Below are 24,313 nucleotides of genomic sequence, written 5' to 3'. Positions count from 1 at the left end.
TTTATTACTCTTACTCCCCCCTTATTAAGGGGGGCTGGGGGGGATTTAATTATTTGCAGCTTCACATTAAATTGGTATTACGTATTTTTTGTTCGAGAAAGGGTAATATGCTCAAGAAACTATTTACATTCAAGGGTCGCTATCGAATTTTGCACCAAACCTGGTTTGCATTTTTTCTCACGTTTGTGTGCTGGTTCAATTTTGCTCCTTTTGCTACCACAATTGGTAAAGAATTACATTTATTACCTGAACAAATTAAAACTTTGGGTATTTGTAATCTAGCCCTGACAATACCCGCACGCATTATTATTGGTATGCTCTTAGACCGTTTTGGTCCAAGAATTACATACTCAGTGCTGTTGATCTTTGCAGCAGTTCCTTGTTTGGCAACAGCACTGTCTCATAGCTTTAGTGAGTTAGTAATTAGTCGCTTGTTAATGGGTATTGTTGGTTCCGGATTCGTTGTTGGTATCCGGATGGTAGCTGAATGGTTTCCACCCAAAGATATTGGTATTGCCCAAGGTGTTTATGGCGGTTGGGGTAATTTCGGCGCCTTTGGTGCAGAGTTTGCTTTACCTATAATTGCACTTGCAACAGGATTTTTAGGTGGTGGTGGTTCTAACTGGCGCCTGACAATTGGACTAACAGGAATTATTGCTGCTGTATATGGCGTTATTTATTATAAATCTGTTGAAAATACTCCACCAGGAAAAGCTTACAAACGTCCCAAGAAAAACGGCGCCTTAGAAGTAACAAGTGTCAAAAGCTTCTGGGCAATGATTGTCTCGAACTTTGGTTTAATATTTGCCCTAGGTCTTCTCGCTTGGCGCCTAGAACAGAAAAATATTCATTTTTTGACCGAAAGTCAAATGTATATAGTTTGGGTGCTACTTTTAGGATTATTCGCTTTCCAAACTTACAAAGCTTATCAAGTTAACTCAGAACTTTTGGCTGGTCGAAAAACTTATTCCCCTTCTCAACGCTTTCAATTTGGTCAAGTTGCATTACTTGAGTTTACCTACGTTACAAATTTTGGTTCAGAACTAGCTGCTGTTTCCATGCTGCCTGCATTCTTTGAAAAGACTTTTGGTTTAGAACATGTAGTCGCTGGAATGATAGCTGCAACTTATCCCTTCTTAAACTTGGTTTCTCGTCCTAGCGGTGGCTTAATCTCTGATAAACTTGGCTCACGTAAATGGACAATGACTATTCTTAGCGTTGGTATTGGAATTGGTTATTTAACTATTCACTTCATCAATAAAAGCTGGCCTCTTCCACTCGCAATAGCTGCTACAATGTTTGCAGCTTACTTTGCTCAAGCTGGATGCGGCGCCACTTATGGAATTGTGCCTTTAATTAAGAAAGAAGCAACAGGACAAATTGCAGGAAACGTTGGCGCCTATGGTAACTTTGGTGGCGTGGTTTATTTAACAATCTACAGCTTAACTGACCCATCAACACTATTTAGCACAATGGGTATAACAGCAATAATTTGTGCCTTCATGTGTGGTTTCTTCCTCAAAGAACCAAAAGGTTCATTCGCTGAGAAGTACGAAGGAGAATCACCAGCAACCAATGAATCTGAACAAGTAACTTCTGGAGTTCTCGTAGAAGAGTAATTGTATGGTGGGCAGTGCCCACCTTACTACACGCAAATAAGGGTAGTACGCTGCAATGCAATTGAGGTTTTATGACTGAATCAACCAAAACTCTATGTCCATATTGTGGTGTTGGGTGTGGACTTGAAGTATCACCTCCAGCACAACATGGAAAAGCAACAAATCGTGATCATGAAGGAAATCCGATTTGGCGAGTTCGAGGAGATAAAACACATCCATCAAGCCAAGGTATGGTATGTGTCAAAGGCGCCACTATCGCCGAGTCATTAGATAAAAATAGATTGCATTTTCCAATGGTGCGGAACTCGTTGAATGAGAAATTTCGGCGCGCGACATGGGAAGAAGCATTTGATTTAATTACCAAGCGCATTCAACAAGTTCTGCAAACCCAAGGGTCAGAAGCAATATGCATGTACGGTTCAGGCCAATTTCAAACCGAAGATTACTATGTTGCCCAGAAACTAATGAAAGGGTGTATAGGAAGCAATAACTTTGACGCAAACTCACGTTTGTGTATGTCCAGTGCGGTATCTGGGTATATTCAAAGCTTTGGTTCAGATGGTCCACCCTGTTGTTACGACGACTTAGAATTAACCGACTGTGCATTTTTAATTGGTACAAATGCAGCAGAATGTCACCCTATTGCTTTTAACCGATTAGCCAAATACCACAAAAGGAACCGCAAAGTCAAAATGATTGTGGTTGACCCACGTCGAACACAAACTGCCGAAGCTGCCGATTTACACTTAGCGATTCGTCCTGGTACAGATATTGATTTAATGAATGGAATGGCGCATTTATTAATGCGCTGGGGTTGTCTTGATACAGGATTTATCGACGAATGTACAAGTAACTTCCCAGCTTTTGCAGAAGTAATTCGTCATTATTCCCCTGATGTCGTCGCGCGTACCTGTGGTATTACTATTCAAGATTTAGCAACCGCTGCACGCTATTGGGCTGATTCTAAAAACGTGCTGTCGTTATGGTCGATGGGAGTAAATCAATCTTCTGAAGGTACGGCAAAGGTACGAACCATTATTAACTTGCACTTAATGACTGGGCAAATTGGTAGACCAGGGAGTGGACCCTTCTCTTTAACAGGTCAACCAAACGCAATGGGAGGACGTGAAGCTGGTGGTTTATCGCACTTGCTTCCAGGTTATCGCTTAATTAAAAACCCCCAACACCGCGCGGAAGTTGAAGAATTTTGGGGAATAAAGCCAGGAAAAATATCACCATTACCTGGTTTGACTGCGTGGGATATGATAACAGGTTTAGAAACTGGCGATGTTGGCTTATTGTGGGTTGCCGCTACGAACCCAGCAGTAAGTATGCCAGATATTGAACGTACAAAAGCAGCTTTATTAAAATCACCTTTTACTATTTATCAAGACGCATATTATCCTACAGAAACAGCCGCTTATGCTCATGTGCTTTTACCTGCGGCACAGTGGGGTGAAAAAACTGGTGTAATGACAAATTCGGAACGTGTCGTAACTTTATGTCAATCATTTCGACCAGCACCCGGAGAAGCAAAAGCCGACTGGGAGATTTTTGCAGAAGTCGGGCGCCGTTTAGGTTACGTGGGTGAATTTGCTTTCGCCAACTCCGCCCATGTATATAACGAATTTACTCAATTAACTCTAGGACGTCCTTGTGATGTTACAGGTATTTCCCACGAAAAATTAAAACAGAGTCCAATACAGTGGCCCTATCCAGACAATAGTGATGAGTGTAAAGTGCTGAGTGCTGAGTTACGTTCTAACACTCAGCACTCAGCACTCAGCACTCGTTACTCAAAAAGATTATATACAGACTTACGTTTTGCTACACCAGATGGACGGGCAAAGTTTGGCGCCTATTATTCACGCGGTTTAGCAGAACCACCCGACCCAGATTATCCGTTTATATTAACAACAGGAAGACTTTACGGACATTGGCACACACAAACGCGAACTGGTCGCATAGAAAAAATTCGACAAATGCACCCCGAACCATTTATTGAAATTCATCCACGTGATGCTTCTAGCTTAAATATTACTGAAAATTCATATGTTGAAGTAGGTTCGCGTCGAGGAAGTGCTAGGTTTAAAGCCAAAATAACCCGTGCGATAGCTCCGGGTACAGTGTTTGTGCCTATGCATTGGGGCGCCTTATGGGCAGAAAACGCAGAAGCGAACGCGATGACACACCCAATATCATGCCCAGACTCATTACAACCAGAGCTAAAAGCCTGTGCAGTTAGCCTTGCACTTGTAAAAATTAATTTACCAATTACTCACTATCAATTGGAACCCTCGGAATGTTAAGCTGCTAACAAGTCAGAATTAAAAAATTATTACCGAGCTTCAGTAGTGCGTTAGAGGAAACTCTAGCGTACTGTTGTGTGTGTGTTTCTTGTTATACAAGCAATAGATATTTTTTAGGGGGTAAAGCAGATGAGAGGGTTAATTAAACGATTTCGTGAAATAACCAAAGACGAAAACTTTATGCATATCATCGAAAACCTAGAGGTGATTGTCGCTAAAGTTCTCTCTGTCTGTATGTTGCTTGTAATTGTAGTCGCAATCGCTGATTTAATCAGCTTTACATTCAGAGAATTAATCTCGCCAAAATCTGGTAGTTCTTACAAGACATTATTTCAAGTGTTTGGATTGTTTTTAAACGTTTTAATTGCCTTAGAAATATTAGAAAATATTACAGGCTATCTCAAAAAGCACGTATTACAAGTAGAATTAGTAATTGTAACATCTTTAATTGCGGTAGCCAGAAAAATCATTATTCTTGATTTAGATAAAGTTGAAGGCATAGACATTATCGGTTTAGGTTTGGCTGTTTTATCTTTAGCAATTAGTTATTTTATTATCCGCATTAGTAACTCTAAACCTCGACATTAAAACATTACTGGCAACGGATGTAACGGATGTAACGGATAAATTTGTTATAGATAATAATTTTTAAGAATTTTTTCGGCGCCTCCTTTAAACAAATCAACTATCCATAACATCCGTTGCATCTGTTGCTCATTAACCCACCTTTACATATGACACAATTTTTTGAATTTGAAACAGATTTCGTTGATTCCTTACGATGTATTCCCATGCAAGCAAGATACAATCTTGACACCTGTGGAATCAAATTAAAATTAGCTGATTGGAACCACTTAACTCAATCCGAGCGTCAAGCTTTAGTTGAGCTTCCCTGTACAAATGAGCAAGAAATAGAAACTTATCGAGTTTATTTACAAAATCTTATACACGAACGTACAGGTAGTTATCCTTCTGAACTACCTATCGAATCACACCCAGCGTGGATGGATGAAAATAATATACCCGAAAGCGTTCAAGAAAAAGCAACCGAATATAATGTAAATATAATGGCGCCGCAATGGGCAGCATTATCACCTTTAGAAAGATTTGCTTTAATTAAACTTAGTCGCTCAGGACACGAAAACAAGAACTTTCCTAAAGCTTTAGAGGAATTTAAATTAATTGATAATTAATCCCCCCAACCCCCCTTAATAAGGGGGCTAAAAATCCTTCTTTTTCCCCGTTATTAAAGAAAACTAAAAACCCTTCTTATTCCCCCCTTATTAAGGGGGGCTAGGGGGGATAAAAACCTGTACTCTTAGCCTTAATAAAGAGAGCTAATGACAGTTTTTGAATGATTTTAGAGCATATTAATTTATGCCTAATGCCTTCATTGCTGCAGTTAATGGGTCGCTATAAGGGCATTGTAGGTTTCGCTAGAGTCAAGGGGTACATAAATTAGTAAACGAGGCGGTTCTGTGGCGCCCATTAAAGATTCGATTTCGTGGCGCAGTTTAAAAAAACTATTAGAGTAACAAGCAACAGTTGTGTTAGGAATATTTAGGGTTGATACGATGTCAGAGAAGTGGAGTTCGCGGTCGTACCAAACAACGATGCCGTTATCGTCTATTTGCTTCGTAATTAATTTATATAAATAATTAGTAATAATACTCATTTTACAATCTTGTGGGGTGGCAAACTCGCCCGCTCATAATTTTAACCGTTTATAGTATAGTTATTGTCCAGAAGTATTTTGTTGTTTTCTAATTGCGCGTGCAATTAGTGGAGCAAATTGTTCTAATCCTTCTAAAGTTATTTTGCCTTCAAGATAAACTTGATACCATTGCTGACGCTGACGCAAAACTCTTTCATCATCTTGTAAATGTAACCGTTCCAATCTAAATTGTGCTTTTTGTCGTAGTTGCGGAGGGACTTTATCTGTTAAGACTAACTGTAGAGAAGGAAGCAGAATTTCAAACCAATCTTCTCCCAAATCAAAAGGGTCAAGTACCTGGTCATCAAGCGTACCTTTACAACTGTTAATCCAAGCAGAAGCATAGCGCAAATTGCTCCATTCATAAGCTAAATTGCGATAATTTTCACGACTTAGGTAATGCTCAACAGTGCCAACTGGTTCGTACATAGCACTATAGCCACAAAGATTATTAAAACCATTAGCTAAATAACTTTTGAATGGCGACCAATAATCCTTAGTTCCTTTTTTTGGGTCTGGATATTTTGCTAACCAAGCGTTTCCTGGTTGCCGCACTTTTTTATCAAAATCTGGTGGTTCTGGTGGAGGAGTAAACGGTATCATCTACGTTATACCCCAGATAAACCAGAATTTCTTTTTTGTGTTGTGACTATCCAGCGAGGCCAAAATGGGTCATGTCCTGGTAAAAGTCTTTGCAGTTCTTGATGAATTTGTTTATGGGTTCTCAAGTTTTCCGGAAATGCACTCAAATCATCATGACGCATTAATGTTTCTGCTGCTTCTATAGCAATTTCTGCTTCTTTAGAACGCGCTTGTTTAAGTCCAAAAATTTCTGATGTTAACCAACCAACTGTATCTCCTTGCTTTGCCCAAGGTACTTCATCTAAAGTCACGTCTTTCTCTTCTAATTTAAATAAAAACAATTTGTCCTCTTCTTCATCAAAACTTGGTTCTAAAGAAGCAAGAACAAGGGGAGAATGAGTAGTGACTAAAGCCTGTATTTTCATACTTTTTTGTAATTTTTCTACCACAGATAAAATAGCTGGTAAAATCACTCTTTGCCACTGTGGATGTAAATGAGATTCAACTTCATCAATTAGTAAAACTATTTGATTTACTGGTTTTTTTTGTCGTAATTCTGAAGCTTTTTTATGCTCATACCAAGTCCACACTAGTAAATAAGCAAGTCCCAAAATACGCTTCATTCCTGCCGAAGCGTGAATTACAGGAACATTACCGTAAGGAAGGTCAACTGTGGGAATATCACGCACGTCTTCTACAGAAACTCGTGTTGGTTCTCCTACTTTTATCCATTCTTCTGGATGAGGCGCCAGTTTTTTGATGACATTAGCGAAAAGTTCAAATGGATATTTATTTGGTTGATTTTGCCATGTAACCCAATCTTGAATTAAACCGTTACAAACAACTTTGCCTTTTGACTTCAAACCATTCCAAAGCGTATCAGGGGTAAAATTATAAGCATTATCCCGTTTGCGTGCGGGGTCATATACAGAGAAACCACCATCAACACGCGCGTAAATAACTACCTCTTGTAATAAGGGAGGCATTTGTAAACAGCGCCATTGTTGTTCTTCAAAATCAAAGTAACTTTGGTATTCTTTTATATTTTTTGAGGCGCCGAGTATAGCTGTAATTTTTGGAGTATCCTCTCTAGCTCGTCGTGGATATGCAGGTTGGTCTACCCACTTTCCAGTAAGTACCCACCAAGCAACATCGAGTAAAAAACTTTTACCCAAACCATTATCGCCTGTAAGTATATTAAGTCTATCGGCGAATTCAACATCAAAATGGGATGCTGGACCAACAAGCTTACAGTGAAGTTCCTTTAACATTTAACTATACCCTTTGCCCTTAGCTGCTTACCAATGGTAGACCACTCATACTTACCAGCAGTTAATTCCTGCCAATATTTCTTCGCTTCACTCCAAGGTACCAGTTCCCACAATGGCGCAATGTTGAGAACTACACCGTCGTTGAGGTCTGGTTCTAAATTAAGATTAGCAGCGCGCCGCAGTTTTTCTTCAAAGTCCTGTAGTTCGGAAATTAAAGCTTCTTGACGGTCAATTTGTTTTTCTAGTTGTTTGACAGCTTTGCCAGATGTACCTGCTGCTTGAATGTGCTGTAAATGAATTAATAACTGTTCGCGATATTCTAAATCATCACTTGAAAGATGCTCCATACGACTAGCATCTTCTAGTTTACCGGAGGTGTAAATACCAAATTGTCCTTCTAATACTTCTGCAACTGCTTCTTCTAGTATTTTACGGCATTGAGTAACTACGTTGCGGAGGGTGTTTCTCAGGGATTTATCCATGTTTATTTTATGTATTATAATTTGCTTTTACGATAATTTATCGTAATCTTCTGGTTCAACGTCGGGAACTTTGCTTAACACTTGTTTGAATTTATCCAAACTACCGCGCGCTTTTCTTGCTTCTACATAGTCTTTAGTTGCCCACGCTGATACTTGTGCTGATAATGCGATAGCAACTAGTTGGTCAATAGGTACATTTTCTTTAGCTGCTTTTGCTTCTATTTGTTTATATAGAGAATTTGGTATTTGTACGTTTAAATTAGTCATGGTATTTCTCCTACTTGTTGTAGAAATTCATTCGGTGTTACTACTTTAATGCCAAATAGAGAAGCTGCTTGTAAATCTTTCTGATTATAAGTAATAATAAAATCGGCACTTGCTTCAACAGCTAAATCTATCAGAAAATCATCGTCTGGGTCGCGAGAAGTTGGGCGCCATAGGTAAAAAATATCACATAAGTTAGCCAGAGAGCAAATTCCATCTGTAAAATCATCAATTTCCTCAAAGGTTAAGGTTAATTGGTCTTTTTCTCGTTTAAGAATTTCTTCATACTCAAGAACCAAAGCGGTAGAGATATTTAATTGCCAGCGCTCGTCCTCAAGTATTGTTAATAGTTTATAAGAGGCGCCACGTTTAGAGCGTAAACCAGAAAGTAACACGTTAGTGTCAACTACAATTTGTATTGGTCTGTTCATTCTTTCATCTTTACTAAATAATCTCCCTCGGAAAATTACCCCACATTTCTTTTCTTGCTTCAGCTATATCCTCCGCTGTTATATCTACTTTTAAATCAGCACATAAACCTTTAATACCGCGAAGGGGACGCTTGGGAGTGACTTTTTGATGTAAATAGTCAGTAAAATCCAATACTTCTTGTTGTTTTTCTGGGGGCAACTCTCGTAATTTTTCTAATACTGCTTGTTCAATATTCATAATTTATTCCTTTACAATTATGGTGTGTTGTGGTTCTGTTGTGGGATTAGCTCTCTAGCTTGTCTTGGGCGGTTCGGGATGCCTGCTCTACAAGAAGGTATTGCTCTCAATACTACCTAGGTTTTGAATTGGATCCCCCCAACCCCCCTTAATAAGGGGGGCTTTAACCCCTCTTTTCCCTCCTTATTAAGCGGGGCTTTAACCTGTCTTTTTCCCCCTTATTAAGGGAGGCTTTAACCTGTCTTTTTCCCCCCTTATTAAGGGGGGTTAGGGGGGATCAGCTACTCTAAAATAATTTTTACTCCTTTACTTACTAAGTTTAGCAAGTGTTCTTTTAAGCTTTCTACTACTTGTTCTACTGCTTCTTCTGAGTCGATGGGTTCTGAGGAGAAATCTCCTAACCGTACTCGTTCAATTATTACCTCTTTTTCCGCTGTCAGTGCTGTTAATTCCTGAATTCTCACTAAAACCTAATACTTCAGATTTCTCTGTTTGTAAACACGCTAACTCTTCATTTGTAGCTTTGTTATGCACTCGCATTTGGTCATACTTAGCAACCATCTGACGCGATTTATACAATTCAGCTACTAAGTTATCAATGTACTCATTTACAGAAAATACCCAGTAAATATCATTATTATGGCTTTCTTGGCGACTTTCATTACGAATATCTGTCACCTTTGCTGTAAATTCTTGTTCCGAAGCCGCAGTGCAAATACTAAGCGGTATTTGTCCATCATTAATTGTATTTCCATCAGCTTTAATTGCTACAGAGAAATTGCGTAAATTCTGGTAACGATAAGTTTTTAACCGTCCATCGCTAAATATATCCCTGAGAGACTCCCTAATTATCTTGGTTCTGTCTCTCGGTCTAGGAGAGTTGGAGCGTCGTTCAGTTTCCCAATTTTTCTCTTGTGCCGTTTGTAACTTATAACCTTCTTCTGTATTACGGATAAACTTGGCATCGTAGAGGAGTTTTAATGATTTTTCTACTGCTGCAACGGGTGCTGGTTGACCAACTTTATCGACTAAACAAGCTGCTATATTCGTTAGTGTGCGGGGTAAATCTCGGACGAACTCCAGTAAGCAAATTACTTTCGCGACTCTTGGCGCCATGCCATTGTCTTCTTGGTTATCTTTAAAACGTTGAGTTATTTCGTCGATATCGTTTCTTTTCTCAGTAGATAAATTACCTTCGACCAACTCAAAAATCTTATCTAATGTAACTAAAGTCCCAACAGGTTGTTTTGCAAAAGCAGTTCTTTCCGATACCAACATTTCATACGCTTGTTTAATAATAGTCCGGTTGCTGCCACCAAAGTGCTTCGGCGCCCCTGGCTGTAACCGAATACCCGACATAATCTCAATCGAAAGCTCGATAAAATGCGGTAGGTAGGGATAAAATTGTACAAAATCTGCTTCCGTAACTTCACTTTTACGTGTTGTTCTTTCCAATCTGCAAGCAGCGTTTAACTGTCCTTGCGACTCCTTGAATAACTGTTGCAAAATTGGCACTGCTGCATCTTTCTTACTTAAAACCCGTCGGGTAGCCACCTCTCGAATATCAGCAGGCGCCATATCAATCCGATTTTTAAAGCGGTCTTGCAGCTTGGCTAACTCTACCCGTTTATCGTCAATAGCAGCAACAACCTCATCCAGTTTTTCTTGTGAGGTAACAACTACCCATATTGGTGCTAATACTTTCTTTGCTTTTAATAAATTCTTACCAACTTTGCCGAACTGCTCTACCACTGCTCGTAAATCTTCAATTTTATCGGCACTGCGGGCAACATACTGTCCCACTTCATCAATGACAAAAGTTAAAGCTTTCCCCGGTCTACGTCGCGCACACAAATCAAAAGTTCGCTCTACAAACCTACCCACTGTAATATCAGCGCTTTTATTTCGCAGCGATAGCGCCCAACTATCAGCGCTAGGATAAGTTACAGAGTCTAAAGCATGGAGAATTGCACTAGCTCTAGCAATTTTCTGGGCGCCTTTACGGACAACTCGCCATTCAATACTATAAGTAGAGTAGCAACGGGCAATAAACTCATCTAATTTACCTTCCCGTTCGATTTCAATTTCTAACTCAGCAATATCATAGTCCTCTGCATAATCTAACTCTCGCAGCAAGACAGTGTACATAACTTCCGCAATCCGTTCGTTTGTACGCTTAACCGCTCGGTCTACCGAAACATCAAACATAATCACTTCGGTAGGAATCTTGGTGTTAATCAAATCTAAAAATTCACCCAAGCGACGGTCTTTAATTTGGTTTTTAAACAATTCGCTAGCTGCAACACCTTTAACATGACGATTAGAAAGGACATAGCCTAAATTTTTCGCAAAAGAAGATTTACCAGAACCAAAAAAACCAGAAATCCAAACGCCAATAGCTTCACTTGGCTCAGATGCTTCATCAGCAATAGCTTTAAGTAAACTGCGGTACTGTTCCAGAATGCGTTCCGTGGCGATATACTCAGTTATTTCGGTATAAACTGATTCCTCATCAATTTGGTTAACCTTGATAATTTCCTCGATAGGTTGTCCCAAATCCCTTGCCAAAAGTTCGCCAATCGTATTCATCCCTTCCCATCCTTATCCGTATATTTTTACTCTATAGTTCCCCATAGCTTCGCGGTCTTTTAATCCCATCATCCGCAAACCTGTTGTTCCTTCTAGTGTTCCCGGATAAAACAAAATAGTTGTTACTCGCGTTCGACCTTGCATTTCATCCAAAAGCTTGGACATTTGGTAAATTGCTGGCGCCATTGCCGCAGCGCGCGTCAAAAATACAATATGCTTTTGTGGGTCAAGGGACTGTAAGGAAGCAGTTAACAAATTTGTTAAAGGACACCAATCATAATCAGATAGATATATATTTACTTGTTCTTGCGCGTCATTAAAACCGCGTTCCCTCTCTAGGTCTACAATTGCTTCCAACCCTTCAGAGTTTTGAATTGCTTCCCATAACATTTCAGCCAACGAAATTATCCGTACTTCCTTACCGCATTCACCCATCCGAGTTGCTAACAGTTTTGCCTGTTGTCGCACCTCCCATTCCTCCTTTGGGTCATACCGCAAAATTGCAAATGGCAAGTCATGGTGAACGCTAATCCTTTGGGGGACTGCTTTTAAGTCATTTTCTAAAAGTGATATACGGTCAAGAAGCGATAACATGGGCGTACTCAGCTATAGATTCAGTGGGAAAATCAATCCGGATAATTGACCCTGCTGCACGATATTCCAGCAGTCCGTGCTGATGTGCTTCCATAAAGAAGCGTTCGACAGCTTTAGTTGACAAAAAGAACAGTTGCCACTCACTTGCATTAATTAGTTTTTCTCCCGATGGTTGATGTTGTTTTAAATACAAAGCAATATAAGCAAATGCCTCTACGGGTAAGTAGACAGGCGCCAGATGCTTTTTAACTGCTCCTTTCAGTATACCGAAATCTCTTAGTGTGCTTAAAATCTCTCTAGCACAGCGTGTTATCGTCGAGTCTGACCATGCACCGCTTGTTTTACCTTCAGCAATTTGTTTACTAATCCAATTTTTGACATCATTTACACTGATATCTTGCCTTCCCAAATGGTATAAATCAGCTAGTAAATCTGTAACAACGTCATGAAGCAAGCGGTCAGACTGAGTAGCATGGAAGTATAGAATACAGTTAAGTACTTCTGCTCTTAATCTGTGATTTACCAAAGTTACCAATGCTTTTGTTACAGGCGCCTCCATCAAGTATCGTTGACGAAAAATAGCTAAAATATCCTCTACCCTTGAGCGAGATGCTTTGCCGAAAATATTTTCAGAAAGGAACTTATCTAAATTCTCATCCACAGTGCGCGATAAATCCCAGTTTGCCAAAAGAGTTTTTGTGTCTGCTATGAGCGCTCCTGCTTTAATAATTTTGCTTGTATAAACATAAGATTGTGGCATTAGTCCCGATATTCCTGCTGCTATAATATATATCTCATAAATAAATTAATTAAACATAACTTAGAAGCTTATTAAGTACATAAGGTAAGGTTTTTAACTGCTCAAGAGATAGATGCTGCATGATTACCCTTGAAAACCTGGAAAAATGGCTGAATGCACCCGCAGAAACAGAATTCCTAGAATTCAAAGAAGCCAAGCAACAGTACGATACAACTAAATTGTTGCGTTACTGCGTGGCTCTAGCCAACGAAGGTGGTGGATATCTGGTTTTGGGCGTAACCGATAAGCCCCCGCGTCGGGTCGTAGGTTCACAAGCTTTTCCATCTGTAACTTCTCTCAACGACATTAAAGCTCGCATTGTCGATAAACTCAGATTTCGAGTAGACGTTACAGAATTGCAGCATCCTGATGGACGAGTGCTGGTTTTTGAAGTGCCAACTCGTCCTGTTGGGCAACCATTATCCTTTGATGGCGCCTACCTAATGAGAGCGGGAGAAGATTTGGTGCCAATGACACCAGATGTACTCAAGAGTATTTTTGCAGAAGACCAACAAGATTGGTTTTCTCGATCCGCCCGTGATGCCAGTGCTGAAGATGTAATCGCTCTCCTCGATACCCAAACCTACTTTGAACTACTAAAAATTCCCTATCCAACTAACCGTGATGCTGTGCTTGAAAGATTGCAGAGCCAACATTTAATCAAACAAACAGCACAGTATTGGACAATCACAAACCTGGCTGCCATCCTTTTGGCAAAAAAACTGGATGCTTTTTCCCCTACATTGGCTCGTAAAGCGCCCCGTGTAATTATATACGAGGGTGATAATAAGCTACGAACTCGTGATGAAAAGACAGGCAACCGAGGATATGCTGTTGGCTTTGACAGATTAGTAGATTTTGTTCACTCAGCAGCACCACAAAATCGCTTTATAGAGGAAGTTTTGAGGGAAGAAGTAAAGATGTTTCCGGCACAGGCTTTACGAGAACTTATTGCGAATGCTTTGGTACATCAGGATTTTCTTGCAACAGGTACTTCAGTCATGATCGAGATGTATCGCGACCGCATTGAAATATCTAATCCTGGCATTCCTCCAATTAAGGTTGAACGATTTATTGATGAAAATCGCTCTCGTAATGAACAACTCGCTAATTTAATGAGACGTTTCGGTATATGTGAAGAAAAAGGTAGTGGCATTGACAAAGTTGTAAGCGCAGCAGAAGATTTTCAGTTACCCGCGCCAGATTTTCGAGTAGGTGACACACGCACCACAGCAGTACTTTTTGCCCATCAAGATTTTACAGACATGAGCAAAGCAGACCGAACTAGGGCTTGTTACCAGCATTGCTGCCTGTTATACGTCAACAATAAACGAATGTCTAACCAAACCCTACGGGAGCGGTTTCGTCTGGGCGAGTCACAGGCAGCAACTGTTTCTCTAATTATTGGAACTGCCAAAGAAGCTGGCTTAATCAAGACAGATGAATCTGAATCAACATCTACCCGCTATGCTCGCTATCTTCCTTTTTGGGCATAAAAGTGTTTTAACGCAAATCGAGATTAAACCCTCTCAACTCCTAAAACCGTTGCAAAACCCATAGAAAAGTGCTTTAACGCAAATCGAGATTAAACCCTCTCAACTCCTAAAACCGTTGCAAAACCCATAGAAAAGTGCTTTAACGCAAACCGAGATTAGACCCTCTCAACTCCTGAAACCGTTGCAAAACCCATAGAAAAGTGCTTTAACGCAAACCGAGATTAGACCCTCTCAACTCCTGAAACCGCTGCAAAACCGATAAAAAAGTGTTTTAACGCAAATCGAGAACAGCCACCCTCAAATCCTCAAACCCTTGCAAAACCAATAAAAAAGTGTTTTAATGCAAATCTCGATCAGACCCTCTCAACTCCTAAAACCCCTGCAAAACCTTTAAAAAAGTGTTTTAACGCAAATCGAGAACAGCCACCCTCAAATCCTCAAACCCTCGTAAAATCAACAAAAAAGTGTTTTAACGCAAATCGACGCTAGCGAAATATAAACCAGAATACGCTTTAAAACTAAAATTAGATTAGCGCAATAAATACGCCTGCGACGAGAGCAGAAAAGCACCAAAGCTATATTTTACGCGATAAGAACGCATGGTATAAATTTTTCGGGGGTGATATGACGGAGATAAATAATGATAAAAATCTGTCAAGAATAGTCTTAAAAGGCTTTAAGTCTATCGTTAGTTGTGATATTGAACTGTATAAACTTAATGTTTTAATTGGGTGTAATGGCGCCGGAAAATCTAACTTTATTAGCTTTTTCCGTATGGTTCAGCAGTTGCTGGAACAGAACTTACAAGTTTTTGTCAGCCGACAGGGTGGTCCTGATGCACTATTACACTTTGGACGCAAAGTCACAGAGAAACTAGAATTTCAGTTATATCTTGGTAATAACAGGTATTTAGCCGAGCTTGAACCCACTCAGGATAATCGCTTGATGTTCTACAGAGAATCTTTTTGGCTTCCCACGCATAGTGAGTTAAACATGGGTAGGGGTCATTTTGAATCTCAAGCTGTAAGAACAATTGGAACAGTATTTGAAAGTTATGTATTGCCTGTTATTAAACAGTGGCGAGTTTATCATTTTCATGACACAAGCGATAGTGCTTATGTAAAACAGCCACATGGTATTAATGACAACGCTTATTTACGTCCAGATGCACGTAACCTTGCATCGTTCTTATACTTTTTGCGTGATAGCCATCCAGCATCGTATCAAAAAATTGTTAAAACAATTCGGCTTGTTGCTCCTTTCTTTGGCGACTTTAATTTACGTCCTTCTCCACAAAATAAAGATGTTATTGAACTGGAATGGTTTGAACGAGGCCAGGATATTCCGTTTAAAGCCCATCTTCTTTCGGATGGAACACTTCGTTTCATCTGTCTAGCAACCGTTTTTCTTCAACCTGATACCCTTCTGCCAGAGACAATTTTAGTTGATGAACCTGAATTAGGTCTTCATCCGTATGCAATTACCGTCCTAGCTTCGTTAATGCGTGCTTCATCTAAACAAGTAATTGTTTCAACGCAGTCAGTTGAATTGCTCAACGAGTTTGATGCAAATGATGTGATTGTTGTAGACCGTAACGAAGGGAAATCATCACTCCACAGACTCAAACAGCGTGATTTAGAAAGTTGGCTTGAAGATTACAGTTTAGGGGAACTTTGGAAGAAGAACATCGTAGGGGGAAGACCTTCACGATGATACGAATCAATGTTTTTGTCGAAGGACAAACCGAAGAAACTTTTGTCAGAGAGTTACTATACGGTTATTTTCAGGAAAAAAATATATTCCTCAATCCAATTCTTGTAAAAACTAGTTCTGTTAGTAAAGGTGGTGTCGTAAGTTACGCCAAAATCAAGCCACAATTAAATAAGAAATGCCTTGAAGACAGATCAGCCTTTGTCACAACAATGTTTGATTTATATACACTACCCAATGACTTTCCTGGTAAGAGTTCCTTGCCGCAAACAAGCGACCCGTTTCAAAAAGCTGAATATCTTGAGCAGGAATTGAGTAAAGACATTGGGCACAAAAATTTTATCCCGAATTTACTAGTTCACGAGTTTGAAGGGCTTTTGTACAGCAAGGCACAAGCGTTTTCTGAATGGTTTGACGCAAGTGTTGTCAATACCCTGGAAGCAGAACGTAACGCATTTCCTTCACCTGAACATATTAATGATGACCCTGCAACAGCACCATCGAAACGAATTCTTAGATGTTGTGATGGATATGAAAAACCCTTGCATGGCTCCTTAATTGCCATCGATATTGGTCTGGATACTATACGTCAACAGTGCCAACATTTTAACCAATGGTTACGGCGCCTTGAAAACCTAAGCTCATAGGCGATTGATTTTGAAAATACACTCTGGGTGAGTAATGTCTAGCAAAACCTGGATGTGGTGGGACGAAGCCCACCTTACTTGAGTAGATATTATACTTTCAAAAGTAGTGATAATCGCTCAAAAATCATTGGCAATATCTTTATCAAAATTAGGAGATGTTATTAATTTTGGCTAGCAAAAATATTTTAATGCTTGTGGGCGATTTTGTTGAAGATTAGGAGGTGATGGTTCCTTTCCAAGCTTTACAGATGGTTGGGCACAGTGTACACGCTGTTTGCCCGAATAAAAAGGCTGGTGAGAAAATATGTACTGCTGTGCATGATTTTGACGGAGACCAAACGTACAGCGAGAAACCTGGTCATAATTTTCAAGTGATAGAAGTTACCCGTAACTTTGCCTACGCTAATAAACCTATTGCTGCTATTTGCCACGTTTTAAAGTGACTTGCGGCAGCAGATGTACTAAAAGGCAAAACTTGTACTGCGTATGCTGCTTGTAGTCCAGATGTGAATGGGGCGGTGGAAAATACGTAGAAATTGCTGTTGATGAGGCTATTGTTGATGGTAACTTGGTGACGGCGCCGGCGAATGCCTGCTCATCCGCGTTGGTTGGCTGAGTTTCTTAAGTTGCTTGGTACTAGGGTTGAGCATGTTGAGCAAGATTTAGAACTGGCTGAAGTTTAGATGTGTAGGGGAGGGGGGCAGGCAAGGATGCCTGCTCCACAAGAAAAAGATTTGAAAAATACAGAATTAATATATTTACTTTGGTAAATTTTTGTGTAGGCACGTTTTGGTAATACTCAGTATGGTTTACTTAAAGGTGTTTTTATTTTTAATTTTTAATTTTTAATTCTGCTTATATAGAGTGAAGCTATATTGTATTTATCAATGAGTAAAATCGTTAATAACCACCTTGTAAATGAATGACGTTTCAAAACGCGCCGTTGACGAATGCTTTTCTGCGGCTAGTGTCTGGTAACGGAGTACCTAGTGGGTCTGAGTCGAATTATGCCCTACTCAAAAATCGAGAGGTGGTAATTGGACGCGACCCTGGTTGTCAAATTGCTCTGGATGCCATTAAGTTTCGGATGGTATCACGGCGCCATGCGGTTGTTCGTTCCATTTCTCCTTCCCCTGATGGTCGATGCAGTTGGGTGATTTGTGACCTTAGTAGTGCTAATGGTACTTACCTTAATGGTCAGCGTCTTGAGGGTTGTCAAGAGTTACATTCTGGAGACCGCATTTCTTTGGCACAGGATGGACCTATATTTCAGTTTGAATATGAAAATAATGCTCATCAACAAACTGCTATTAATTCCGCTGCCGCTACTTCACTTACCCCCGCAAGCAAATATGAGGCGCCTACACAAATAGATTCTGTAAGCTTTACACAGTTGTTCCCAATTATCTCAACCGGAAAGGATTTAACTAGCAAAGCTTTTTTAATCCCTGGTATCTTAACTGTTGTATTTGTAGTGTTAATGTTTGCTACGGTTGGTTCGCCGCAAGCTAATCAAGTTATTGTTGGTACTTATATTGCTTCTGCTGCATATTATTTTATTTATCGTTTGTGTGGCAAGCACAAACCTTGGTGGATATTACTCGCTTCTGCTTTGGGGACGGCAATACTTTTAAAAAGTCCTATTTTAGATTTATTTATTTATATATTCCGTGTTGTTCTACCAGGTAATTTACCCAGAGAAAATCAGGAAATTACCTTAACTGAATTACTTGTGCGGATGTTTTTTGGCGCCGGGTTAATGGAAGAATTGCTCAAAGCGTTGCCTGTTTTGGGTATATTTTTAATATCAAGAACGCTTCCTTCTCCTTGGCGTGAACGACTTGGTGTCTCTGAACCTCTTGATGGTATTCTACTTGGCACTGCTTCGGCGGTCGGTTTTACTCTGTTGGAAACACTAGGTCAATATGTGCCACAAATTACATTAAGTGTTGCACAACAATCGGGCGCCGATGCTGGGCAGTTGGTAGGGTTACAGCTTTTAATTCCCCGAATATTAGGATTAGTCGCTGGTCATATGGCTTATAGCGGTTATCTAGGATATTTCATTGGTTTGGCTGTTCTTAAACCAAGTAGGGGTGTGCGAATTTTAATTGTGGGTTACTTAACTGCGGCCGCGCTTCATGCTTTATGGAATGCTTCTGGAGCTATTAATGCTTTGTTATTAGTTGTTGTTGGTGTAATTTCATACGCCTTTTTGATGGCTGCTATTCTTAAAGCACGCGCTCTTTCTCCAAACCGTTCACAAAATTTTGCTACACGTTTTTTAGAACGAAAATAAAAAAGCAACTGGGTTTTCCCCGGTTACTTTTTATTTTGATATTCATATGACTCACTTATAACCTGAATTGCAGTACTTCACTGTTTTGCTTTCACTTTATTTCTATCTTTTGATAGATGGTTATTACACAACAAGAGCCTATAGTTAGATTTAAAATAGTGAAATGGTCTTTTGATACTAGAGTGCGTTTTATCACATCTTTTTTACCAAGCACTTAGTCTATTGCTTGAGAATTTTTGAGTTGTTGGAGTGCGTAGTAAGCTACTGCTACACTCACCCGTGCTTGCTCGATTTCTGATAAATTATTCCATTCGTGTCCACCCACTTTTTTAAGTGTTGATTCTAATGTAGTTGTTTCGCTACGCATTGCATACGCATATGGACGCGCTAGTACAGATAAATCATCAGCACCTAAAGCGGGCACTACAGATGCGGCAATTTCTACTAATTGGTCTGCTATTGACATTGGCGAATTAAATAAATCACTTGCTTTTTGTGCTATCTTTTCTATCCATTCGTGAGGAATCCGGGAAGAAATCGCTGATTGTAAACTTTCTTTAAGTTTTGATATTGATACTACAGGTGTGTTACATTGAGATTGCAAGGTTGGTGTGTTAGACCACAAAGTATCAAGATGGCTGTAAAAAGCTTCTTGGCGCCCGGAATCAACTTCGAGAAGTTCATCAATGGCAAAATGCGCGTCACATTGATGAAAGAAATCTTCTGATTCGGGAGATGCTGGGTTCCAGGGATATGTTGCTTCGTCGTCGAGTAATGCTTCGAGCAACTCTAGGTGAATTGCAGATGGTTGGAACTCTGAACTGTTAAGTGCGTCGTTTTTTGTGTGAGTCATTTCTAGGCTTTCCTTATTGGATGGTTTAATTTGTTTGTGTACCATGAGCTACAGCATAAGCGCTCTGGTTTCCGCAAAACGAATAAAATGATCGCGTATTGTTTTTGTGTGATACAAAATATTTAAGTGATACTCACAGAATAATACGTTGAAATAATATGTTTTAAATAAAAATCTAATTATGTCAAGAGTAATTTCATGGATTTTTGACAAATCGTCTATGAGTTTTCAATCATAAACTCCCAAATGTCACCACGGCTACTGCCAAATTTTAATTGCGTCCCTGACCTTAGTGGTACTTCTTCATGATGAATTCGTTGCCATGCTCCAGACTGATATATTAAAGTACCTGCTGTTGAATCATCACGTAAGTAGTAGCTTTGCTCTAACTTTGTGTCAATAAAACTATCTCGACAAATAATTTGAGCATGTTGCCTAGAAACTGATAAATCGGGAATGATGATGTTGTTGTCTGTGGTGCGACCAATACGGGTGATGGGAGTTGGAAGTAGTTGTTTTGTTCCATCTGTAAGTAGTCGCAGTGAAGCAGCAGGGAATGTTTTTCTAAATTCTGGTAGAGAAGTCGGTAATTCGGTAATGCTCTCGTCTAAGCTGCGAATTAATTGCCCGTCAAACTCTGGATGTAAATAAAGAACGGGTAGTGTCCAACCAGGTTGGTTAAATTTATATAAAGATAGTAGTTTTTGCCTAGCATCGGCTACTGCTTCATCAATAGCTCGACGTGAGCGCAGTGCTTCTGAGAAAGCTTGAATAAAGCTAAGACTTTCACGGTCGGCAATGACATCGCGCATTCCCAGTACTGCTGGTACGCCATGTCGTATTAATACTTCTGCCAAGCTACTGTAAGGTATTGGTTGATGATTAACTGCCAAAGGTTGGGCGCCCCAACACGAATTAAAAACAGCTAATTTTACACCTGTGCGCGTTAATACCTGAGCCAACTCAATGCCGTTGAGTGTGGCTTTGGGGTGGAGATTTAATATGCCGCCATCTGGTCCACGCAAGCCATGACCAGCATAAAAAAACACGTTATATGCCCGCGTTTCTAATGCCGCGATTAATTCTTCGGGGGTAGGGCGAATTAGTTTAGTAACGATACATGGAGCGTAACCACGTGAGTTGCTACCAATGGCAGTACCTTGTGTTAAGGTTCGCTTTAAAAGTTCAGCTTCAGCTTCGAGTTGAAGATTTTCGTCATCGCCAAGCACAAGCAATACATTTAACCCAGCATCGCTACGTAAAGATGGTAATTTGTCAACGTCGCTGGTGGTACGGCTAAATATGACGTTTTGACTGAGAGAAATTGCAGCTTGACCGGGACGCTGCATAATTTCCCAAGGTACCGATACCAAATAAGGATCGCGTATTTCTAGACGCAGACGGAGACTTTTTTCTTGTCCTGCTGCGATTCCTCGACTGTGTTCTAAGCTATTTAAAATTGGTCCATCGAATACCCATTGCCATAAACAGTTACCAAAGTACTGCATTAGGCGCCCAGCGTAGTTAGTTGGTTGTCCTGTGGCAGGTTGGGGTAATTCGATTGGTAAGGAGTAATTCGATTGAATTTTATCAGATTCGCTGGCGTTGGGAGATACATCGAGGTTGCTGTGAAGAGCAAACAATTGTTGCCATTCCTGCCATACTTGTGTCAGGTTGGGTGTCCAAACGCAATCGTGAAAAACGTGCCCACTAGAGTAAGGAGCGCGCACCACCCAAATAGCGAAATTGTTGGTGCCAGCATGAACTAGACGGGCTATCGCCAGGTTTAAGGATGGCATGGTTTCAAGGGGCATTCTTTAGGGACTATCTCTTTATAGTTTTAACCGAATTCGCCATAAAAATATTTTAGGTTTGCTACTAGTTTATATGACGGAGTGGTTATAAATTGCGTGGACGAGCACGTTCTGTCTTCGATGGAGATTTTTCTATATTGCCGCTTGTAGATTCCTTGAGTATTGCATTACATGGAGAATTAACGTTTTTCTCTGGTTGGGATATTGAGACGTTCTTGTTTGGTTGAAGTATTTCTTTTTGAACCCAAATTTCTTCACTTTGTATAATTGGCACTGTTTTTTGTGCAACTGGGGGTGCTTCTGCCTGTTGTTTGGGTACTTGACAAACCTGCAAATGCAGTAAGTCGCTTTGGTCGGCGCCTGTTGTTGATTTTGAGTCTATAACCACTAAAGTTGTATTCTGTGGAATACTACCAGCTACTTGATAAGAGCTATTGCGACTAAATGCAATTGGGGATATGACGCTAATTAACGAACCTTTGGTCGGCGCGACTCTTTCTACTGAAGTTGGAGATGTTGCAACTGGTGGTGATGTTGATATCGTCGTCCCAAGCTGAATTTGACGAGAAAGTATTTGTTGTATTAATAGCCCAATTAAACCTCCCACTGTCACCACAGCCAACAGTGCTATTAAATGTAAAGGTATCGGTTTCTTTGCCTGGGCTGTATCAGGTATTACTTGTGTTCTGTGTCCTGAAACCAAATTAGTCGGCGCACTAGTGGTAGAATAGCTGCCTGACTTATAATTCGTGGATAAATCAGCAATATTTGGAACCTGTATTTTTTCTGGTTCTGTGTATTTTATTTGATACTGAACCAGTGCAATTGTGACGTTATCGTGTCCATTTTGCTTATTAGCTATTTCGATTAAATTATTGACTGCTTCTGTAATGTCTACACCGTCGGTCAAAATCGGTAATATTTCTGTCTCCCAATATTGTTCAACTCTATCAAAGTCGCTCAAACCGTCCGAACATAACAAAAACACACAGTCTTCATCTAGCACAAACCTTTGAGCCGTTGGATGCAGCGAGTTACTGTTACCCATTCCCAAAGCTTGCACTAAAGAACCACTGGCGCCTTGCATAACGGCATCGCGGTAAACTGCATATCCGAGTCGTACTTCTCGTGATGCCACATCATCATCTAGGGTGACTTGGTAGCACCCTTTGCGTGTAATTAAGTACGCACGGCTATCACCTACATGAGTGATATACATTTCGTGGGCAATAGGTAATGCCATTACCAACGTCGTGCCCATCCGTTGGCGCCCTTGTCTACCCTCGCTATCATTTCGCACAGCTATTTTATCGTTTGCTGCCGCCGCCGCTTTTTCTAAGTCAGCTAATAAAACTGTCGGGTCGATACGGTCGCGAGGGACTGATGCTAACTGACTAACTTGCTGTTGAATTACATCTATGGCAATATTCGAGGCGACATTACCACCCTCATGTCCACCAATACCATCACAAACAATTGCTAAAGCTGTAGGTGATGGTGGCTTGCTAATTATGTTGCCTGCTGCTGGATAACATGCATCTTCATTTCTCTGACGGCTTGGCCCTGTATCAGTGTTTGTAACTATTTTTACCGAATACTGAGACATATCCCCACTTGCGGCGCCAAGTGAGATTAGTCCTTGGTCTAAAACAGCAACTAACTGCTCACCAGAATGAATTTCACCCGATATTAAAGCATCACAAACTTGGGTAAAAAATTCTTTGATGGCACTTTTTGTGTTTGGCAGTAAATTCACGCGCCAAAAATCACCTAATTGCGAGATAGAAGGAGCAACTTCAGGGTCTGAGCGTAATTTTAATACTTTTACTAAACCGCCTTCGGGTCGCAATAATAAAGGGTCTAACAAGCTAGTCGCGACTCCCTCACTTGCCAACGGTTGCCAAATATGTGCGATTTGCCACAACCAGTTTAACTGACGCATTGAGGTTGCCTCACCCCATGCTGAGTCCAACGATTGATGCAAATGCACTTCGAGTTCTGTGTTTATATGAAGCGGTGGTTTCTCTAAAAGCAAAATGTTTGAAGGCATGGACGAATCGCTTTTAGGAATAATTCCATACACTTGAGGAACGTGTAAGCGGTAAGGAAATAAGCGGAGATAGGGTCTTAACTTTTGTAGCGATTCAGTGTCTGGTACCTGTGGGACTAGTCCGGGTCTAGTATCTAGAACAACAAACTGGCTAATAATTAAATAGCGATCGGCGATGTGGTTGCCCAAGACTCCCAGACTTTTTCCTTCTGTGACTGCCCAAAGATAACGCTTCGGCAGAGGCGTTGAACACTGTTGGCAATAATTGTGCTTAAGCGGGTTGGCTGCCTGACAAAGTTCGTTTGGGCAGTGGAGCGTTGCCGCATCTTGTTCCATAGTTTTCTTCGACCGATCGGCTTACCTTAGCAATTTTAATCAAAACAACAAACAGCGGCACCCTATACCGCGCATGGTTTTTTTAATATATATCAACCATTGACTTTCGTTTACATGAATCTGGTTACAAATTATGTATAACACAGTCACAATCAGGTTTTTTGACGATTAGACAGTAAAAAATTAAGAAACTATTGTTATAGTCTATAAGAACAC

The 24,313-nt window shown here is 40.3% G+C and carries 22 protein-coding genes and 1 pseudogene; 9 read left to right on the top strand and 14 right to left on the bottom strand.

Annotated elements, in window-relative coordinates; genetic code table 11:
- Positions 1-107: 107 nt before the first annotated feature.
- The 4 genes from DSM106972_RS34725 to DSM106972_RS34710 all read left to right on the top strand — a co-directional run bounded on the left by DSM106972_RS34725 (position 108) and on the right by DSM106972_RS34710 (position 5,121).
- Positions 108-1,619, top strand: a complete 1,512-nt coding sequence (locus tag DSM106972_RS34725; protein WP_127084971.1) for a NarK family nitrate/nitrite MFS transporter — start codon at positions 108-110, stop codon at positions 1,617-1,619.
- Between the two features lie 71 nt (positions 1,620-1,690).
- The gene (locus tag DSM106972_RS34720; RefSeq protein ID WP_127084970.1) at positions 1,691-3,928 is read left to right on the top strand and encodes a molybdopterin oxidoreductase family protein; all 2,238 of its coding nucleotides are present in this window, start codon (positions 1,691-1,693) and stop codon (positions 3,926-3,928) included.
- Between the two features lie 129 nt (positions 3,929-4,057).
- Positions 4,058-4,516, top strand: coding sequence for a phosphate-starvation-inducible PsiE family protein (locus tag DSM106972_RS34715; RefSeq protein ID WP_127084969.1), 459 nt, complete (start codon positions 4,058-4,060; stop codon positions 4,514-4,516).
- A 146-nt stretch (positions 4,517-4,662) separates the two neighbouring features.
- A complete protein-coding gene (locus DSM106972_RS34710; RefSeq protein ID WP_127084968.1) occupies positions 4,663-5,121 on the top strand; it encodes a nitrate reductase associated protein in 459 nt (152 codons plus the stop codon).
- A 209-nt stretch (positions 5,122-5,330) separates the two neighbouring features.
- Here the strand turns inward: DSM106972_RS34710 and DSM106972_RS34705 are convergent, their stop codons facing one another.
- The 11 genes from DSM106972_RS34705 to DSM106972_RS34655 form a co-directional block, all read right to left on the bottom strand.
- Positions 5,331-5,603: a hypothetical protein gene (locus tag DSM106972_RS34705; protein WP_127084967.1), complete on the bottom strand. Its 273-nt coding sequence runs from the start codon at positions 5,601-5,603 to the stop codon at positions 5,331-5,333.
- A gap of 60 nt (positions 5,604-5,663) precedes the next feature.
- Positions 5,664-6,245: a hypothetical protein gene (locus DSM106972_RS34700; RefSeq protein WP_127084966.1), complete on the bottom strand. Its 582-nt coding sequence runs from the start codon at positions 6,243-6,245 to the stop codon at positions 5,664-5,666.
- Positions 6,246-6,250: 5 nt separating this feature from the next.
- Positions 6,251-7,495 carry an AAA family ATPase gene (locus DSM106972_RS34695; protein ID WP_127084965.1) on the bottom strand — a complete coding sequence of 415 codons (1,245 nt, stop codon included), beginning with the start codon at positions 7,493-7,495 and terminating at the stop codon, positions 6,251-6,253.
- The gene (locus DSM106972_RS34690) at positions 7,489-7,977 is read right to left on the bottom strand and encodes a hypothetical protein (RefSeq protein WP_127084964.1); all 489 of its coding nucleotides are present in this window, start codon (positions 7,975-7,977) and stop codon (positions 7,489-7,491) included. Before DSM106972_RS34690 ends, DSM106972_RS34695 begins: the two co-directional genes overlap by 7 nt.
- 27 nt (positions 7,978-8,004) lie before the next feature.
- Positions 8,005-8,244: a hypothetical protein gene (locus DSM106972_RS34685; RefSeq protein WP_127084963.1), complete on the bottom strand. Its 240-nt coding sequence runs from the start codon at positions 8,242-8,244 to the stop codon at positions 8,005-8,007.
- Entirely contained in the window at positions 8,241-8,672 is a 432-nt protein-coding gene (locus DSM106972_RS34680) for a putative toxin-antitoxin system toxin component, PIN family (protein WP_127084962.1), read from the bottom strand. Before DSM106972_RS34680 ends, DSM106972_RS34685 begins: the two co-directional genes overlap by 4 nt.
- A gap of 13 nt (positions 8,673-8,685) precedes the next feature.
- Positions 8,686-8,910, bottom strand: a complete 225-nt coding sequence (locus DSM106972_RS34675; protein WP_127084961.1) for a DUF2281 domain-containing protein — start codon at positions 8,908-8,910, stop codon at positions 8,686-8,688.
- Positions 8,911-9,191: 281 nt separating this feature from the next.
- On the bottom strand, positions 9,192-9,374 hold the full coding sequence (locus tag DSM106972_RS34670; RefSeq protein ID WP_127084960.1) for a hypothetical protein: 183 nt from the start codon (positions 9,372-9,374) through the stop codon (positions 9,192-9,194).
- Positions 9,322-11,499, bottom strand: coding sequence for a BREX system P-loop protein BrxC (gene brxC, locus DSM106972_RS34665; protein WP_127084959.1), 2,178 nt, complete (start codon positions 11,497-11,499; stop codon positions 9,322-9,324). Before brxC ends, DSM106972_RS34670 begins: the two co-directional genes overlap by 53 nt.
- Before the next feature lie 12 nt (positions 11,500-11,511).
- Positions 11,512-12,093, bottom strand: coding sequence for a BREX protein BrxB domain-containing protein (locus tag DSM106972_RS34660; protein ID WP_127084958.1), 582 nt, complete (start codon positions 12,091-12,093; stop codon positions 11,512-11,514).
- Entirely contained in the window at positions 12,077-12,853 is a 777-nt protein-coding gene (locus tag DSM106972_RS34655) for a BrxA family protein (RefSeq protein WP_127084957.1), read from the bottom strand. The genes DSM106972_RS34660 and DSM106972_RS34655 overlap by 17 nt, the downstream gene beginning before the upstream one ends.
- A gap of 119 nt (positions 12,854-12,972) precedes the next feature.
- Here DSM106972_RS34655 and DSM106972_RS34650 point away from each other — a divergent pair, with 119 nt between their 5' ends.
- The 5 genes and pseudogenes from DSM106972_RS34650 (at position 12,973) to DSM106972_RS34630 (ending at position 19,044) form a co-directional block, all read left to right on the top strand.
- Positions 12,973-14,388 carry an ATP-binding protein gene (locus tag DSM106972_RS34650; RefSeq protein ID WP_127084956.1) on the top strand — a complete coding sequence of 472 codons (1,416 nt, stop codon included), beginning with the start codon at positions 12,973-12,975 and terminating at the stop codon, positions 14,386-14,388.
- A gap of 624 nt (positions 14,389-15,012) precedes the next feature.
- Positions 15,013-16,101, top strand: coding sequence for an AAA family ATPase (locus tag DSM106972_RS34645; protein WP_127084955.1), 1,089 nt, complete (start codon positions 15,013-15,015; stop codon positions 16,099-16,101).
- Positions 16,098-16,745, top strand: a complete 648-nt coding sequence (locus DSM106972_RS34640) for a DUF4276 family protein (protein WP_127084954.1) — start codon at positions 16,098-16,100, stop codon at positions 16,743-16,745. The genes DSM106972_RS34645 and DSM106972_RS34640 overlap by 4 nt, the downstream gene beginning before the upstream one ends.
- 224 nt (positions 16,746-16,969) lie before the next feature.
- Positions 16,970-17,428 (top strand): annotated as a pseudogene (locus tag DSM106972_RS34635) (DJ-1/PfpI family protein).
- A gap of 239 nt (positions 17,429-17,667) precedes the next feature.
- Complete coding sequence (locus tag DSM106972_RS34630; protein WP_127084953.1) at positions 17,668-19,044, top strand: PrsW family glutamic-type intramembrane protease; 1,377 nt, start codon at positions 17,668-17,670, stop codon at positions 19,042-19,044.
- 214 nt (positions 19,045-19,258) lie between these two features.
- On the opposite strand, the gene DSM106972_RS34625 is transcribed toward DSM106972_RS34630, so the two are convergent.
- From DSM106972_RS34625 to DSM106972_RS34615, 3 genes are all read right to left on the bottom strand, one after another.
- Positions 19,259-19,897, bottom strand: a complete 639-nt coding sequence (locus DSM106972_RS34625) for a hypothetical protein (RefSeq protein ID WP_127084952.1) — start codon at positions 19,895-19,897, stop codon at positions 19,259-19,261.
- A 218-nt stretch (positions 19,898-20,115) separates the two neighbouring features.
- Entirely contained in the window at positions 20,116-21,696 is a 1,581-nt protein-coding gene (locus DSM106972_RS34620; protein WP_127084951.1) for a CHAT domain-containing protein, read from the bottom strand.
- Positions 21,697-21,796: 100 nt separating this feature from the next.
- Positions 21,797-24,097, bottom strand: a complete 2,301-nt coding sequence (locus DSM106972_RS34615; RefSeq protein WP_127084950.1) for a protein phosphatase 2C domain-containing protein — start codon at positions 24,095-24,097, stop codon at positions 21,797-21,799.
- Between the last annotated feature and the right edge of the window lie 216 nt (positions 24,098-24,313).

This window comes from Dulcicalothrix desertica PCC 7102, from assembly GCF_003991905.1.
GTDB classification, from domain to species: domain Bacteria; phylum Cyanobacteriota; class Cyanobacteriia; order Cyanobacteriales; family Nostocaceae; genus Dulcicalothrix; species Dulcicalothrix desertica.
The sequence above is the reverse complement of the archived record's forward strand: the minus strand, read 5'-3'. Positions and strand labels throughout refer to the sequence as shown.

What these genes read in the sequence shown, in the direction of transcription:
- DSM106972_RS34725 (WP_127084971.1), top strand. Translation starts at nt 108, where the DNA reads ATGCTCAAGAAACTATTTACATTCAAGGGTCGCTATCGAATTTTGCAC.
- DSM106972_RS34720 (WP_127084970.1), top strand. Translation starts at nt 1,691, where the DNA reads ATGACTGAATCAACCAAAACTCTATGTCCATATTGTGGTGTTGGGTGT.
- DSM106972_RS34715 (WP_127084969.1), top strand. Translation starts at nt 4,058, where the DNA reads ATGAGAGGGTTAATTAAACGATTTCGTGAAATAACCAAAGACGAAAAC.
- DSM106972_RS34710 (WP_127084968.1), top strand. Translation starts at nt 4,663, where the DNA reads ATGACACAATTTTTTGAATTTGAAACAGATTTCGTTGATTCCTTACGA.
- DSM106972_RS34705 (WP_127084967.1), bottom strand. Translation starts at nt 5,603, where the DNA reads ATGAGTATTATTACTAATTATTTATATAAATTAATTACGAAGCAAATA.
- DSM106972_RS34700 (WP_127084966.1), bottom strand. Translation starts at nt 6,245, where the DNA reads ATGATACCGTTTACTCCTCCACCAGAACCACCAGATTTTGATAAAAAA.
- DSM106972_RS34695 (WP_127084965.1), bottom strand. Translation starts at nt 7,495, where the DNA reads ATGTTAAAGGAACTTCACTGTAAGCTTGTTGGTCCAGCATCCCATTTT.
- DSM106972_RS34690 (WP_127084964.1), bottom strand. Translation starts at nt 7,977, where the DNA reads ATGGATAAATCCCTGAGAAACACCCTCCGCAACGTAGTTACTCAATGC.
- DSM106972_RS34685 (WP_127084963.1), bottom strand. Translation starts at nt 8,244, where the DNA reads ATGACTAATTTAAACGTACAAATACCAAATTCTCTATATAAACAAATA.
- DSM106972_RS34680 (WP_127084962.1), bottom strand. Translation starts at nt 8,672, where the DNA reads ATGAACAGACCAATACAAATTGTAGTTGACACTAACGTGTTACTTTCT.
- DSM106972_RS34675 (WP_127084961.1), bottom strand. Translation starts at nt 8,910, where the DNA reads ATGAATATTGAACAAGCAGTATTAGAAAAATTACGAGAGTTGCCCCCA.
- brxC (WP_127084959.1), bottom strand. Translation starts at nt 11,499, where the DNA reads ATGAATACGATTGGCGAACTTTTGGCAAGGGATTTGGGACAACCTATC.
- DSM106972_RS34660 (WP_127084958.1), bottom strand. Translation starts at nt 12,093, where the DNA reads ATGTTATCGCTTCTTGACCGTATATCACTTTTAGAAAATGACTTAAAA.
- DSM106972_RS34655 (WP_127084957.1), bottom strand. Translation starts at nt 12,853, where the DNA reads ATGCCACAATCTTATGTTTATACAAGCAAAATTATTAAAGCAGGAGCG.
- DSM106972_RS34650 (WP_127084956.1), top strand. Translation starts at nt 12,973, where the DNA reads ATGATTACCCTTGAAAACCTGGAAAAATGGCTGAATGCACCCGCAGAA.
- DSM106972_RS34645 (WP_127084955.1), top strand. Translation starts at nt 15,013, where the DNA reads ATGACGGAGATAAATAATGATAAAAATCTGTCAAGAATAGTCTTAAAA.
- DSM106972_RS34640 (WP_127084954.1), top strand. Translation starts at nt 16,098, where the DNA reads ATGATACGAATCAATGTTTTTGTCGAAGGACAAACCGAAGAAACTTTT.
- DSM106972_RS34630 (WP_127084953.1), top strand. Translation starts at nt 17,668, where the DNA reads ATGACGTTTCAAAACGCGCCGTTGACGAATGCTTTTCTGCGGCTAGTG.
- DSM106972_RS34625 (WP_127084952.1), bottom strand. Translation starts at nt 19,897, where the DNA reads ATGACTCACACAAAAAACGACGCACTTAACAGTTCAGAGTTCCAACCA.
- DSM106972_RS34620 (WP_127084951.1), bottom strand. Translation starts at nt 21,696, where the DNA reads ATGCCATCCTTAAACCTGGCGATAGCCCGTCTAGTTCATGCTGGCACC.
- DSM106972_RS34615 (WP_127084950.1), bottom strand. Translation starts at nt 24,097, where the DNA reads ATGGAACAAGATGCGGCAACGCTCCACTGCCCAAACGAACTTTGTCAG.